The sequence below is a fragment of the Rufibacter ruber genome, from assembly GCF_001647275.1.
Classification (GTDB): domain Bacteria; phylum Bacteroidota; class Bacteroidia; order Cytophagales; family Hymenobacteraceae; genus Nibribacter; species Nibribacter ruber_C.
In genome coordinates this window covers 1-15,994 of the sequence record NZ_LRMM01000033.1, presented here as the reverse complement: position 1 = coordinate 15,994, position 15,994 = coordinate 1, and the positions used below count along the sequence as shown (strand labels likewise).

Annotated in this window: 8 protein-coding genes; 7 read left to right on the top strand and 1 reads right to left on the bottom strand. The window is 49.2% G+C overall.

From position 1 onward, the window contains the following. Positions 1–6 precede the first annotated feature (6 nt). The 4 genes from A8O25_RS13370 (at position 7) to A8O25_RS13355 (ending at position 6,611) form a co-directional block, all read left to right on the top strand. Complete coding sequence (locus tag A8O25_RS13370) at positions 7–2,457, top strand: glycoside hydrolase family 2 TIM barrel-domain containing protein (RefSeq protein WP_206598686.1); 2,451 nt, start codon at positions 7–9, stop codon at positions 2,455–2,457. A 524-nt stretch (positions 2,458–2,981) separates the two neighbouring features. Continuing rightward, the gene (locus A8O25_RS13365) at positions 2,982–3,860 is read left to right on the top strand and encodes an alpha/beta hydrolase (protein WP_066835684.1); all 879 of its coding nucleotides are present in this window, start codon (positions 2,982–2,984) and stop codon (positions 3,858–3,860) included. A 99-nt stretch (positions 3,861–3,959) separates the two neighbouring features. Continuing rightward, complete coding sequence (locus tag A8O25_RS13360) at positions 3,960–5,399, top strand: hypothetical protein (protein ID WP_153042743.1); 1,440 nt, start codon at positions 3,960–3,962, stop codon at positions 5,397–5,399. Positions 5,400–5,735: 336 nt separating this feature from the next. Then, positions 5,736–6,611, top strand: a complete 876-nt coding sequence (locus tag A8O25_RS13355; RefSeq protein ID WP_066835682.1) for an energy transducer TonB — start codon at positions 5,736–5,738, stop codon at positions 6,609–6,611. A gap of 359 nt (positions 6,612–6,970) precedes the next feature. Here A8O25_RS13355 and A8O25_RS13350 read toward each other — a convergent pair whose 3' ends face one another. Further along, the gene (locus A8O25_RS13350) at positions 6,971–10,999 is read right to left on the bottom strand and encodes a hybrid sensor histidine kinase/response regulator transcription factor (protein WP_161947748.1); all 4,029 of its coding nucleotides are present in this window, start codon (positions 10,997–10,999) and stop codon (positions 6,971–6,973) included. Between the two features lie 561 nt (positions 11,000–11,560). On the opposite strand from A8O25_RS13350, the gene A8O25_RS13345 reads away from it, so the two are divergent. The 3 genes from A8O25_RS13345 to A8O25_RS13335 all read left to right on the top strand — a co-directional run bounded on the left by A8O25_RS13345 (position 11,561) and on the right by A8O25_RS13335 (position 15,844). Further along, positions 11,561–13,015 (top strand): sulfatase, encoded by a 1,455-nt coding sequence (locus tag A8O25_RS13345; RefSeq protein ID WP_082893631.1) that lies wholly within the window; start codon positions 11,561–11,563, stop codon positions 13,013–13,015. Between the two features lie 118 nt (positions 13,016–13,133). Next, positions 13,134–14,234 carry a glycoside hydrolase family 43 protein gene (locus A8O25_RS13340; RefSeq protein ID WP_082893630.1) on the top strand — a complete coding sequence of 367 codons (1,101 nt, stop codon included), beginning with the start codon at positions 13,134–13,136 and terminating at the stop codon, positions 14,232–14,234. 212 nt (positions 14,235–14,446) lie between these two features. Further along, entirely contained in the window at positions 14,447–15,844 is a 1,398-nt protein-coding gene (locus A8O25_RS13335) for a sialate O-acetylesterase (protein WP_241499026.1), read from the top strand. Positions 15,845–15,994 lie beyond the last annotated feature (150 nt).

The window sequence follows — 15,994 nt, the reverse complement described above, 5'->3', positions numbered from 1 at the left end:
TCACCTATGAAGTTTTTGCAACTCATCTTTTCCTGTCTCTTGGTTTTCTGTTTCTGGGGAACTTCGCCCGCCAGGGCGGCGCAACCCGGGGCAACTGGTACACAGAAAACCATTGACTTTGATTTTGACTGGCGGTTCCATTTAGGCGACGTGTCCGCGGCCAAAGAGAAAGCCTTTGATGACCGCCAATGGCGGAAAGTAGATGTACCCCATGATTTCAGCATTGAGCAGGACTTTGACTTGAACCACCCCTCGGGGTGGAGCGGGGCGTATTTGCCCGGCGGCATTGGCTGGTACCGCAAAACTTTTGACTGGAAACCGGCCAAAGACCAGAAAGTATTCGTTCAGTTTGACGGGGTGTACATGAACTCAGACGTGTGGGTGAACGGGCACCATTTGGGCAAGCGTCCGTACGGGTACATCAGCTTTCAGTATGACCTCTCGCCGTACCTGGTAAATGGGCAGAACGTAATTGCCGTGCGGGCTGACAACAGCAAACTGCCCAGCAGCCGCTGGTACACGGGCTCAGGTATCTACCGCCACGTGCGGTTGGCAGTGACCCAAAATGTCTTTATCCCTACCTGGGGCACGTTCATTTCCACCCCGCAAGTGACCAAAGACCAGGCCCTGGTGCAACTGCAGATTGACCTGGAGAATGCCAGCGGCCAGCCTACAAAACTCACTTTGCTCACAGACATTCTAGAGCCAGGCGGTAAGAAAGTAACCCAGGTATCCCAGCAACTGACGCTCAATCCCGGGCAACGGACGGTCACGCAAAAAGCCACCATCAGCAAACCTAAATTCTGGAGCCCAGAGAAGCCGCAACGCTACCAGGCAGTGCACCGGCTGCAGAACGGCAAGCAAACCCTGCAGGAATACACCACCTATTTCGGGGTGAGAACTGTGGAGGTGAACGCCAAAGACGGTTTTGTGCTGAACGGCCAGAAAATGAAACTGAACGGCGTGTGCAACCACCATGACGGCGGCCCCGTGGGCAGTGCCGTACCCGAAGATGTGCTGTACCGCCGCCTCAAGCTGCTCAAAGAAATGGGCTGCAACGCCATCAGAACTTCCCATAATCCGGCTGCGCCCGAATTTTATACAATGGCCGACACTATGGGCTTTCTGGTGCTGGACGAGGCCTTTGACGGTTGGGATAAACCCAAAGCTAAATTTGACTACGGCCTGTACTTTAAAGATTGGTGGCAGAAAGACCTGGCGGATTTTATCAAACGCGACCGCAACCACCCCAGCGTGGTCATGTGGAGCATTGGCAACGAGGTGCCCGAGTTTGAGCCCGAGCGCCAGCGGGAATTGGTAGAAGCCTTGAAAAAGCTGGACACCACCCGCCCCGTGACCCAAGCCCGCGGTTCCAGCTCGCCGTACATTGACATTCCCGGTTTCAACGGCGAAGGCGAAATGCCCGAAACGCTGGAGAAATTCCACCAGAAACACCCAGACAAACCATTGCTGGGCACAGAGATTACCCATTCGTTGCAGACGCGTGGGGTGTATGCTTCCAAAACCTCTTATAGAACCCGTGATTTTCCCGCGCCATGGGAAGACGGCGTGAAGTGGGAGAACTTCAAAAGCAAAGTGTTTATGATTCCTGATTTAACCCAGGAAGAGGTCTTTAAAAACAATTCAAAGTTTTACCAGTCCAGTTATGACAACGCCATTGTGCGCATTGGCGTGCGTGATCAGCACAAACGCACCGAAAGCCTGGATTACCTGATTGGCACGTTCCGGTGGACGGGGTTTGATTACCTGGGTGAAGCCACCATTCAGCCCGCCCGCACCGCCAACTTCGGGATTCTGGATTTGGCCGGGTTCCCCAAAGACCATTATTACCTCTACCAAAGCCTTTGGTCCAAGAAACCCATGGTGCACCTGTTGCCGCACTGGACGCACCCCGGCAAAGAGGGCGTGGCTATTCCGGTGGTGGCGTATACCAACGCTGAAACCGTGGAGCTTTTCCTGAACGGGAAATCGCTGGGTGAGCAGAAAATGCCGGAAGACCTGCAGATTGTCTGGCAAGTGCCGTACCAAGCCGGTACTTTGAAAGCCATTGCCCGCCAAGGCGGAAAAGTGGTGGCCGAAACGTCAGTCTCCACTGCTGGCGCCGCTTCTAACATTAGGGTAACCCCAGATAAAAAACAGGCGCGCGCCAACAAGCGGGACGTCATTCACATGGAAGTAGACATTACTGATACCCAAGGAAACCTGGCGCCTGAAGCCGATAACCTGGTCAAGTTTACCCTCACCGGCCCTGGCAAAATCATTGGCGTAGAGAACGGCGATATCATTGACTTCGCGTCTATGAAAATTCCGCAGCGCAAGGCGTTCAAAGGCAAATGTCTGGTGATGGTCCAAACGACTGACAAACCCGGAGAGATTGTTTTGAAAGCCAATGCCGACGGCCTGAAGAGCGGAGAGGTGAAGGTGCAGGTGAAGTAACAAATTTCCAGCTTAATCAGGTTTTGCGTTTTCGGCCTGTTTTCTGAAAAGTAGGCCGAAAACGGAAAGACATATTATCTAACTCAAGTTGCGCTGTTTACCGCCTAACTTTGATACCCACCCCTACCCCTCCAGGGAGGGGATTTCCCCCTGCTACTTTTGCAGATTATTCCCCTCCCTGGAGGGGTAGGGGTGGGTAATGAGTAAACTGCTTTAATAAATCGCAACTTGGGTTGTCTAATCCTAGGAGTGGGCTTGAATCTCTTGCGTAAGAATCCCGCTGGCTTTGGCCCCTCGCTCTTCTGGATTTCTACACAGGAAGTAGGTAACCGGGGATTTGTAATCCCCAGTTACTTGTAGAGCAGAAGGGGGATTTTAAATCCCCGGTTATACAAGTTCGGGATTGCAAATCCCGAACAGCAGGACAGCAGCAGAATAGAACTCTCAACCAATTTGCGCTTTCGGCCTGTTTTTCAGAAAATAGGCCGAAAACGCAAAATCTCTTTCCAAGCAAAAGAAGGCACATGCGTATCCGGTATCCATTTCTCACTCTCATTTGGCTTTTGGTGTTTCTGTTCCAGACAAACCCGGCTTCTGCCCAGAAAGCGCCAAACGCATCTGGCCTGCAGGTGCAGGAGTTGGTCTACAAAACAATTGACACGGTTCAACTGAAACTGAAAATTTATTCGCCCGAGGGCGCGGGGAAAAGCAAATCCTTGCCAGCCATTGTCTTCTTCTTTGGCGGTGGCTGGAGCAGCGGCTCCATGGACCAGTTTGAGGAGCAGGCCAAGCATTTCGCGGGGCGGGGCATGGTGGCTGTGCTGGCCGATTACCGCGTGGCCAAGCGGCACAACACCAGTCCTTTTGTAGCGGTCAATGATGCGAAGTCAGCTATAAGGTATGTGCGCGCCAACAGCCGAAAATTAAACATAGACCCGAATCGGATTGCCGCCAGCGGAGGTTCGGCGGGCGGACATTTGGCGGCGGCGGCTGATTTAACGCAACTGGACGAACCTAAAGAAGATAAAAGCATTAGCTCCAGGCCCAATGTGTTGGTGCTGTTCAACCCCGTGTTTGACAATGGCCCGGACGGGTATGGCTATGAGCGGGTGAAGGAAAGATATCAGGAGATTTCACCTATGCACAACATCAGGAAAGGTACGGCCCCTACGTTGGTTCTGCTGGGTACTAAAGACCACTTAATTCCGGTGAAAACCGCTCAGCTGTACAAACAGAAATTGGAGGCGGTGGGCACCCGCTGTGACCTGATTTTGTATGAAGACCAGCCGCACGGTTTCTTCAACTACACAAAGAAAGACAAAGAATATTACCAGAAAACCCTGCAGGCCGCAGATGATTTCCTGACGTCTTTAGGCTACCTGAAGCCCCAGAAAGTAAAATAACCTGCCCAGTTGATGCTTTTCTATTTTCGGCCTGTTTTCCAGAAAACAGCGAAAACAGAAAAATTCTTAGTACCCGTTACACAGTTCCCGATTCCTAGAATGAGAAAAATTGTATTGATATTCGTTGGTTTAGTGGCTGCTCTGCAAGCGAAAACCCAGCAAAAAGCAGGTCAGGAAAACACAAATGCCCAGGTGGTGGTGCAAACCCAGAAACCCCTTCACCCCATTCACCCAGATTTCTGGGGCACCAACTTTCTGTATTGGGTAGATGATGATGCGGCCCTGGCCGATGGCAAGATTGTGCAAAGGCTGAAAGACGTGAACATGAAAGTGCTGCGCTACCCCGGCGGCACCGTGGCCGATAACTTCCACTGGCAGACTGCCACCCTGGACAACACCAACATGTTCCCCTATGAGAGTGGCCCCGCTGAAACCGATTTTGACGAATTCATGGCGCAATGCAAGAAAGTAGGTGCCACTCCGTCTCTGGTGCTCAACACCGAAAGCTGGGCCGTGAAGAAAGACATACCAGGCGGAGCCCATGAGGCGGCCAACTGGCTCCGGTACTGCAAGAAGAAAGGCTATCAGGTGAAATACTGGGAAATTGGCAACGAGACGTACTGGCATCCGGTGATGTCGGCTGATGAATATGCCCATCTGGTGAACGTGTACGCTGATTCCATGCGCCGGGTAGACCCCAACGTGGTGCTGGGCGTGAACGGCCACTGGGACGTAAATTTTGTGGGGACCAAAGAGCGCATCAAAGAAAGCCAGCTGCCCCGGGTGCTGCAAATGCGCGAAAACATCACCAGCCGCGAAAGCTACAATGCCTACAAGAAATTCCATGAAGAGAATACCATCAAACCCATCACCACCGGCGAGCAGAAGTGGTGGGAAACGGTGGCCGGCATCTGCGGCAAGAACGTGAATATGATTATTGTGCACTGGTACTTCGGGGCGAACCAACTGCCCATGGTGACCAGAAAGCTGCTGGAGGTACGGGAGTTGTTTGCCCAGAAGAACCCAGGCAAGAACTACCTGCTCAACCTATCTGAGTACAATGTGCTGGAGCGCAACGCCACGTCGCACCTGGAACTTACCGAGATGGTTGGTGCCATGCTGGAGGCGAAAACCGATTTGGCCATGCTCTGGCCCATGCGCATGGCCTATAAGAAACCCACCCTGGTAGATGTAAAAACAGCCCAACCCACCATGGTGTACCAGATTCACCGCAAATTGTCCCAAAGCCTGAAAGGCGCGGTGGTGCCAACTGAAGTGAAAGGTGATTTCGCGGCGTTTGCTTCTACTGCGGCCAACGGCAAAGCAACAGTGGTTTTGAGTGGCAGTAAAATTGACAAAGTTACTCCTGTGACTGTGCTATTAGCGGGAGCAAAAAGCAATGCTACCTCTTGTTCTGTCTGGCGCATCAGCGGCAGCGAGTTTGACTATCAAGTTAAAGAAGAAAAAGTAGCCGTGAAGAATGGGAAAGCTATTATAAACCTGTCGCCGTTGGAAGTAGTGGTGGCAGAACTGAAGTAATGTTCAGCTTCCGTTTCCTGGCTCTTTTCTGAATAATAGGTGAGAAACAGAAAAGGTTGGAGAAATGCAGTAAAAAACTCCTCTCGTTTTAGCTTCAGCCTAAATACTTAAACTGTATAGGCTTCACTGAAGATGTCTTATTAAACTTCCTGTTTCTGGCCCATTTCTGAAAAGTAGGTCGGAAACAGGAATTATCTTTTTTTTGTAAAAGCGAATAGGTATTAATAGGCTTATTGTCATGCAATTTGCAGCAAACAGCATTGCGGATTATGAAGGAAAAAGCTACCTTGATTAACTATCTCTATATTCTATAGTTATCTGGTAAATTAAATCTCAATGAAACGAAGCCTGTTTATTTTATTCTTTTTTTACATCTGTTTTTCGGCCTATAGCCAATCTGACACAGTTTATTTAGATGGTGCCTTTTTCAAAGCGCCAAAGGGAGATGCGTTTTTCTACAAAGTCATTCATGTTTCAGAAACGCCTGATGAACGAAGAACAGAAACTACCTATTATGTGACGGGGGAGAAGTATTCTGAAAATATTACGGCGAAAAATAAGGAAGGCAGGTACCGTAAGGTAGCCCCATACAAGGAGTGGTTCAAGAATGGGCAACTGAAAGAAGAAAGGGTAGTGAAAGGCAAAGAAACCAGCGTAACCAAGTGGCATGACAATGGGCAGGTGTACTACAGGTTTTCAGAAGTGAATGGTATGAAGGAAGGGGAGGCAGTAGGGTATTATCCTAATGGAAACCTCAGACGCCGAGAGAATTTCATTAATGGCAAACTAGATAAAGGACAATGTTTTAAAGAAGATGGAACAGAGGTAAGCTATTTTCCTCATTTCACGCCTGTTGAATTTCCTGGTGGGCCACAGAAGATGCGGGAGTTTTGGGGCAGGAACTTTAGAGTGCCAGCTGCCGCCACAAGAACTGGTTCCTCTGGAACTTCCGTTGTGCAATTTCAGGTAGATAGAACTGGGAAAATAGGAAAGATAGAAATTGTGAAATCATTCCTGCCAGAAGTGGATAGGGAAGCAATTAGAGTTATAAAATTGTTTCCTCCTTTTGGGCCTGCCACTGAGGAAGGGGAACCAATTAACCAGACGTTTACTGTTCCTGCTACAGTAAAGGTAGGAACACCACCGGTGACAATACCTGGTACTACCAGAAAGCCGCGTTCTACTTCCTCAACCTTTTACCCGGAAGATTAGCAGTTTTTTGAAGGATAAATGCCGCAGCGTATTGCTCCTATTGCCACTTCTCCCAAGAGCTATGTTGCACTTAGATTTTGTGCGTCACTTCCCCGTTCTTTACAACTTATCCCATTTTTTTTTCGCCATGTGGCGAAAAGTGTACTCAATTGATTGAAAGCGAATCCACTATTTACTCCGGCTCAAGAGGAAGTAGAGGCTATTCCAGCAATAGTAAGGCTTGTAATTGATGTCTCTGATGTAGAGAAAACACAAGTTCTGTTTGGAGCGCTGGTGTACAGAATAAGAGTGTTGTATCCGGTTTCTGTTTCCGGCCTGTTTTCTGGAAAACAGCGGAAACAGAAACGGTAATAGTGGTGTTAGGAAATAGGATGGTCCACCTGCTCTGCCACGTGCTTCTCCAGAAACTCGCTTGGCGTGACTTTGAACTGCTGAACAAAGCATTTGGAGAAATAAGAGTGCGAATTAAAGCCCACCATATAGCCCACTTCAGAGATGTTATACTGGTTTTGCAGCAGCAGTTTGGCAGCTTCTTTCAACCGTACAATCCTGATGAACTCGTTGGGTACCTGACCGGTCAGCGACTTGAGCTTTTTATGGAGGGAGGAACGGCTCATGGCCATTTCGCGGCTCAGCTCCTCTACAGACAGCTTAGGGTCTGTAATACGTTCTTCAATGACCTCCACAATCTTCTGCAGAAACACATTGTCACGGGAATTGGTAGTGAGGGTGGCGGGTTCCACAAACGGCAGCTGGGAGAACTTCTGCCTCAGTTTGGCCTGGGCCTCTAGTTGGTTTTTGATGACAGCCAAAATGTGGCGCCACTTGAACGGTTTGGTTATGTAGAAATCGGCACCGCTCTCTATTCCTTCAATCTCAGCGTCTGGGTTGGCCTGGGCGGTGAGCAGTACAAATGGTAAATGGCTATATTCCAGGTCATTCTTCACCGTTTGGCACAAGGTGATGCCATCCATCTCAGGCATCATCAAGTCAGAAACAATGAGGTCTACTTCCTCATCTTTCAGGATTTCCAGCGCCTGGACTCCATTTTGGGCGGTGAGGCAGCGGTAGTTTGCAAGGAGAAGGCTCTTAGAGAGGAAATCCCGTAACGAGGCATCATCTTCTACCAATAGAATGGTTGAAAGGCCTTTTGTCTCTTGAGCAGATACAACCTCATCTGCGTTAGGTGCTTCATCTTCTAAAACGGTAGCGGTTGGAGAACTTTCTGCCTGTTCATATTCCTGGAGGGGCAGCAGTACCGTAAAGGTGGTTTGCACCCCTTCCTCGCTTTTTACCTGCAAATCACCGCCATGTTTAACCGCCAGCGACTTGGCCAAGGCCAGACCTATACCTGTACCACCCAGATTGCTGTACTGGTGCTGGCCAGAAGTAATCTTAAAGAACTTTTTAAAGATACTGCTCAACTGCTCTTTGGGAATACCAATACCGTCATCCTGTACACTAATGGAGAAGAACCGTTGCCCGGCCTCGTTATGAGTGGGTTCATTGATATGGAGCTGTACCTGGGTTCTGGTAAACTTAAAGGCATTGCTCAATAAGTTACTTAGAATTTTGGTTAGTGCCTCTGGGTCAGCTTCTACCTGTAATCGCTTAATGTTGGTGTTCAGGGTGAATTGCAGGTTGCGCTTCTGCGCGATTGGGGTGAATTGGGCGTACAGGGAGCGCACCATGGAGATCAGTTCCATCTTCTCCAGATTGATGGTGTAAATCCGGCTTTCAATCCGTCTGAAGTCAAGCAGCTGGTTGACCAGGGTGAGCAGTCGGTCAGAGTTTTCATCCATAATCTTGAGTTGGTCCTGCACCTCAGCCCCGCCTTTGCCCGAGTGGATAAGGCTCTCCAGAGGAGCGGTAATCAAAGAAAGCGGGGTCCTGATTTCATGTGCCATGGTGGTGAAGAAATCAATCTTCTGCCGGTAAAAGGCTTTCTGCTCTTTGTTCTTGAGCTTTTCCAATCGTGCTTTGGCCCGTTTTTTGGCCCGCTTGATGGCGGCATTCCGGGCTGCCCAGAATAAACCTATGGCAACGCATACATATAAGATATAGGCTGCCGTGGTTTTATAGAAAGGCGGAAGAATGGTAAGTTGAATGGAGGTGGCTTGGTTGTTCCAGGAACCGTCATTGTTGGTGGCTTTTACCAGAAACCTGTACCTTCCTGCCGGTAAGTTGGTGTAGGTGGCTTTCCGCTGGTCTTCTACATAGTTCCAGTCTTTGTCAAAGCCTTCCATTTTAAAGGCATAGTGTATCTTTTGCGGTGCCACAAAGCTTAAAGCCGCATATTCTAAACTGATAACAGACTGGTCATGGGTGAGCGTGAGCTCTTTGGTATGATGGATCAGATTCTTGAGGGGGCTGCCTTCGTTTTTAAGGGTCACATCTTTGTTGAACAGCTGTAGGTTTGTAAATACCACGTTGTTCCTGGTGGTCACGCTTTTGACACTGTCTGGGTGAAAAACATTGAACCCGTTGATTCCGCCCAGGTAAAACTTTCCATCAGAGGCTTTTAAATACGCTTTGTAGTTGAACTGTCGGCTTTGCAGCTTGTCAAATTTACCGTACCTAATGCTCTGCTGGTTTTTAGGGTCGAAATTGAAAATGCCATTGTTGGTAGATAACCATAAGTGGCCTTTGTTGTCTTCAAGTACCCCGTAGATGACAGAACTGTTCACCCCGTTGTCTTCATCAAACACCTGAAAAGTCTTGGTTTTACGGTCAAAGAAATTTAAGCCGCCTCCCTCAGTACCAAGCCATAAATTGCCTTTCTTATCACCGTAGATGGAGATGACTCTGTTGGAGCTGATTGCCCCCGGTTTCTCTGATTTGCCATAGTGTACCCATTGCCTGGTGCTTTGGTTTAGCCCCACCACTCCATAGTTATAGGTGGCGAACCAGATCATGCCCCGGTGATCATCATAGATGTCATAGATACAGGCCTTGGCGAGGGTAGTATAGGTAATGCGGTCAAAATTGTCTTTCTCCGGGTTGTATATACTTACCCCCGCTACCGTACCCACCCAGATTTTGCCCTGGCTGTCTTCGTTAATGGTGTAAACGGTATTGTTGTTAATGGTGTGAGGATCTGCCGGATTGTGCCTGTATTTCTTAATCTTGCCAGTTTTAGGAGTATACACGTTTAAGCCACCAGAGAAGGTGCCAATCCAGAGGTTGCCTTGTCTGTCTTTGTAGAGGGTGTGAATGTTATGGTAGGTAAGATTCTCCTGTTTGGGTGAGAACGGATATTGTAAGAACGTTTTAGAGTTTGTGTCAAAAAGATTAAGCCCGCCGTCTTCAGTGCCAATCCATATTTTCCCGGGGCTGTCTTCCAGGAAAGCACTCACTGCGTTGCCTGAAAGCATGTTTTTCTCGCCAGTGGGGTAATACAGCTCAAAGTTGTTGTCTTTGCTGTGGAAGTAATTGACTCCCCCAAAATAGGTGCCCAGCCAAATTCCTCCCTCCCTATCCTCAAGAATTGAATACACCGCATTGTCACTAATGCTGAAGGGGTCATTGTTCTTGTTAGAGAAGTGTTTAAAGGTGAGGGTTTTGGTATCTAAAATATTAAGACCTTTCTCAGTGCCAATGTACAGCCGGTCTGGCTGGGGCTGGTAAATAGCGCGTACAATGTTATCATTGATAGAATTAGGGCCTGCTTTTTGAAAACGGGTAAAGATGCCTGTCTCCGGATCTAGTCTGTTTAAGCCGCCCGTAAGGGTCCCTAGCCAGAGCATTCCGTCTACATCTTGATAGAGTTCTATGATGTTATTGTTTGATAAGGAGGTAGGGGCCGTAGAGGCATAGTAATGGGAGAAGGTGCCATTGGTGGGGGTATAACGGTCTAAGCCGCTGAAAGTGCCAATCCAGATGCTCCCATCCTTGCCGGTCTTTATTTTGCGTACCTGGTTGTCTGAGATAGTATTGGGGTTGCCTTTCTGGTGAACCAGATTCACCAGCGTACCCTCACCCGTATTATACTGAAAGACGCCTTTGTTTGCAGTCGCAATCCAGATGTTACCCCTCTGGTCACGTTCTAAGTCATAGACCATGACCGGTCCTAATTTGGCAAAGGGCTGAAATGTTTCTTTCTCCAGGTCTAATAGGAAGACACCCTGCTCTGTGGCAACCCAGCAAGTATTGGCGTCAAAGTTGAGAATGTCCCTGATGAAGTTGTTTCCCAAGGAAGCCGTGTTTTTCTTATCAAACTTGAAAGACTTGAACTGGTGCCCGTCAAAGCGGTTTAACCCATCTTTGGTGCCAAACCACATGTAGCCTTGCGCATCTTGGGAGATGGCCCAGACGGTGTTGGAGCTTAACCCATCTGATACAGAGTAGTTCCTGAAATGGATTCTCTCCTGGGCGTGGGTAGAAAGCAAAAAAGGAACAGGTAAAAATAAGCAAAGGGTGAAAAGGAGCTTTTTAATGCACAACATAAGCAGGTATTCTCAGGTACGCAGACGCTTTCAAAACATGGGCAAACTCCCGCCAGGTTAGGGGAGAAGCGGTAATAGAGTTCTAAGGGTGCGGTATAGACAACGGTTTAGCTCCTTAGTTTAATTTTAACAAAAACTTTGTGTTAAAATTTTGTAAAATTAAAGATTAGCCACCCTTAAATTACTTCTTTTTAAAGAATTGGCAAAATAAGGTGTGCTTAGGCAATCTAAATTTTTGTGGAAGTAAGGGGGGGAGGGATAGCACCATGTTTGAAAACGCGTTTTTGAAAAAAGTGCTGCAGTAATGATCGCCTGTTGTTTATGGCAAGCTCAGAATCCAAGCCTGTGAATTGCTGAGACAGGGAGCTAGACGTCTCAGACCACATAATTACCATTTTTTGCTACAATAGTGTTAGTCAGCCAATGGGAGGTGGAGTAATATTGCTTCTTGTTCTTATAAGTTTAATTGTCTCCCCTGTCAATGGCTAAAAACCATAAAATTTCATGAAACAGCCGCTTTTATATTTCATAGCCGCCTGCCTGCTACAAGCAAGTGCATGCCAAAGTAAAATTGCCACGGCAGGTTCCAGCAACAATGCCGGAAATGCAGAAACAGTAGTCCAGACGGACCAACCCAATATTATATTCATCATGGCAGATGACTTGGGCTGGGGTGAGCTGGGCGCGTATGGCAACACCTTCAATGAAACCCCCCATCTGGATAAGCTGGCTAGTCAAGGAATCACGTTTACTAACGCCTACGCCGCCGCGCCGGTGTGTTCCCCCACCCGTGCCAGTCTAATTACCGGTCAGTTTCCGGCGCGGGTGAGAATTACAGATTTTATGGGTACCCAGACAGACCGGGCGCTGGATCCGGCTAAATATGTGACCATCAATGAAGCAATGGCACAGGCAGGGTATCACACGGGGCTGGTAGGCAAGTGGCATCTGGATACTAATTACAAAGAGTCTATTGGAGGCCCCAAAAAGCACGGCTTTCATGAAGTCATTGGTACTGAGACCAAATACATTGCAGACGGGGACTACTTCTTCCCTTATGACAAAATCAGCACCTTTACCACCGGAAAAGAAAATGAGTACCTCACAGACAGACAAAGTGAGGAGGCTGTAAAATTCATTCAGCGTAACAAGGAGAAGCCTTTCTTCCTGTACCTTTCATACTATAGCGTGCACACCGCACTAGAGGCAAAGCAGGAACTGGTAGATAAATACAAGCGCAAGTTTGACGCCAAGTACGGTGCCGGGCAAGCAGATAAATTGTTTGAAAGTGCTAAAGAAGGGGCAGATGGCAAACATTTAGCCAAGCACCTGGACAACCCGTACCTGGCCGCCATGTTGGAGAGCATAGACCAAGGGGTAGGGGCCATCATGCAGGAACTGGAGAGAACCGGTCTGGCAAACAACACGCTGTTGGTATTTTATTCAGATAACGGCGGAGCCGGGAGCGTGGCCAATAACGGTGGTTTGCGCATGAATAAAACCTGGCTCTATGAAGGGGGGATCAGAGAGCCTCTCATTATGCGCCTGCCCGGTAAAATCAAAGCCGGCACCAGAACAGACGTGCCCGTGACCACTATGGACTTTTACCCCACGTTTGTAGAATTTGGCAAAGGGAAGAATCCCGCCGGCTACAAGCTGGACGGGGTGAGCTTAGCGCCGTTCCTTACCAAAGGACAAACCCCCAACCGGGAGACGCTGTACTGGCATTATCCCTCAGAAACGGGTAAATGGAAACCTAGAATGGCCAGTGCCGTCCGGAAGGGGGATTACAAACTCATCCAGTTTTACGCTAAACCGCGGGTAGAGCTCTACAATCTTAAAGCAGACCCGGGGGAGAAGAAAGACCTGGCTGAAAAAATGCCAGACAAAGTGAGGGAGCTGCAACAATTGCTTACTAACTGGAAAACAGAAGTGAACGCTGAAGAACCTGTTATCTAGAGTACTACCTTTATGTTTGTGTATAGTAGGCTTCTGAGACGGTGATGAGAAAGGATCATAAGTCTATTCAGATAAAGAGAAAAAGGGAACATCAATAGGTGTCTGTATAACCGCTGTCATGCCATTAAAGCTTTCTCAAGTTTATTATCTGTTGTTTCTTCTGGGTGGGGCGCTGTTTGGGTGTACCCCCCGTTCGGTAACATCGGTCAGCACTACCCAAACCACTGAGGGATATTTTACCAATCCTATAGCCAAGGGGGCTGATCCCTGGTTTATCAAAAAAGACGGTTTTTATTATTCCTGCGGGGCCGGGAAAGGCGGGATTTACGTGGCGAAATCAGATAAACTTACGCAGGTAGGCGAACGGAAAACCGTCTGGAAAGCCCCCGAAGAAGGATGGAATGCTTACAGTGTCTGGGCCCCGGAACTACACTTTCTGAACGGTAAATGGTACATCTACTATGCTGCGGCCAAGGCGCCCGGCAAGCCGTTCATTCACCAGCGTTCTGGTGTGCTGGAGTCTGTAGGGCAGGACCCGTTTGGGCCCTACAGAGACAAAGGCATGTTGTACACCGGTGACAGCCTACAGTACACCGGCTCTGAGCCGGTATGGGCCATTGATGTGACTATTCTGCCGTTGAACGGCAGTTTATATGCCGTCTGGTCTGGCTGGCAGAAGAATGCGAAAACAGATGCCACCAGGCAGCACCTGTACATGGCCCGCATGAATAACCCCTGGACCATTGGCAGTAACCGGGTCAAAATTTCCTCACCGGAAGAAAGTTGGGAAACGGGAGGGCCGCTAGATTTGCAGGAGGGGCCACAGATCCTGAAGAAAAATAAGAAGGTGTTTATAATCTATTCCACCCGGGAGTCTTGGCTCAAAGAGTACAGGCTGGGCCAGCTTTCTTTGGCAGACTCTACGCTGAACCCCCTGGAACCGAAGAATTGGGTCAAAACCGGGCCGGTCTTTCAGGGTACTGATCAGGTGTTTGGCGTAGGGCACCCCAGTTTCACCACCTCGGCAGATGGCACGGAAGACTGGATTATCTACCACGCAAAGATCTCTACCCAGCCCGGGTGGGCCAGAGATATCAGGCTGCAGAAATTTACCTGGGATAAGAAGGGGAACCCCGTCTTTGGAACACCTATTCCAGCGGGTACCCCTGTAAAGCTACCCGCTGGTGAGGGAAGAAAGGTGCATAGCCGTCAGGACTAAACGCGGCCAGCCTTCTGTTTTGGACCTGTTTTCTGAAAAACAGGTCAAAACAGAAAGTTCTTCACACAGAGGTGGGAGCAAATAGAAAGCATCAGGATTGAACACAATATTGATATTGTCTTCTTACGGTTTCTTATATAGCTGTGATAATGAGGTTCTCCACTCAATTTAGACACCTTAACGTGGCTCCCGCCTTTCAGTGGGTAGCACTTGTGAGTAGCATTTTTGTGGTAACTTTTTCTGCGCAGGCAGAAGTTACCTTACCCAGCCTTGTTGGGAACGGAATGGTGCTGCAGCGGGACCAGCCCATAACCGTATGGGGTTGGGCAGAGGCAAAAGAGAAGGTAGCCCTCACCTTTAACGGCAAAACCTTTGCTACCCAAGCCGGGGCTGACCAGAAGTGGCAGGTGAAACTGCCGTCTACCCCGGCCGGCGGACCTTACACAATGGTGGTGAAAGGCCGCAACACCATCACCCTTCAGGATATACTGGTGGGCGATGTCTGGGTGTGTAGCGGGCAGTCTAACATGCAGTTTCAGATGAAAACCGTACAAGACCGGTACCGCCAGGAGATTGCAAGTTCGGCCAATCCTCAGATTAGGCATTTTCTGGTGAAACATGCTTTGGCGTATTCCCCTGCCCGTGATGTAGAGTCAGCCGGCTGGCAGGAGGCGAATCCGGAGACGGTGCTGGGTTTTACCGCTGTTGGGTATTTCTTTGCCAGAGAGCTGTTTGAAAAATATAAAGTTCCCATTGGACTGCTGCACACCTCTAACGGAGGAACGCCAGCAGAAGCCTGGATGAGTGCAGACGCGCTGCAAGAATTTCCGGAGTACCAGGCTCTTATTCCCAAAAGCGCCCCAGCCGGGCCATTAAAGGAAAATGGGGAGAAGAAAAAGCCGTCAGTCCTGTACAATGGCATGGTGGCGCCGCTCCTCCCTTACACAATCAAAGGGGTGATCTGGTACCAGGGGGAGGCCAACGCAAACGCGGGGAAAGGCAAAGAATATGCCCAACTGTTTCCGGCGCTAATCAAAGACTGGCGCTCGCACTGGGGGCAGAAAGATTTTCCGTTTCTGTTTGTGCAGCTCGCCAACTATGCCTTACCCAAAGCAAAACCAGGGGATGACTCCTGGGCGCTCCTGCGGGAGGCCCAGTCCCAAACTCTTTCCCTGCCCAACACAGGCATGGCGGTAACCCATGATATTGGGGAAGCCAATGACATACACCCCAGAAACAAAAAAGAGGTGGGGCACCGGTTGGCCCTGTTGGCGCAAAACCTGGTGTATGGTAATACTGAGGTTGTTGCTTCTGGGCCTACCTTGAAAGCGGTTAAGCAGGATGGCAAGAAGATGGTGCTTTCTTTTGAGCATACAGGGAGTGGGCTGGTAGCCAAAGGCGGCGGAGAACTGAATCAGTTTATGGTGGCTGGGGCCAGCGGTACGTTTGTGGCGGCCACTGCCCACATCAAAGGAGACCAGGTAGAAGTTTGGAGTGACCGTGTTCCCCAGCCGGTAGCCGTCAGGTATGCCTGGGCCAACAACCCGGAAGGCGCCAACCTCTACAACAAAGAAGGACTGCCCGCTTCCTCATTCCGGACAGATAGATAGCGGGAGTTCTGCCTAAGCTTTAACAGTTTAAGCTCCTGTTTTCGGCCTGTTTAGTTCGCCCATTGTTCCCTAAGTTCCTTTCAGGATGACAAAGGGGAGAAGTGGAATTTGCGTTTTTGGCCTATTTTCGCCACAACAGGCTAAAAACGG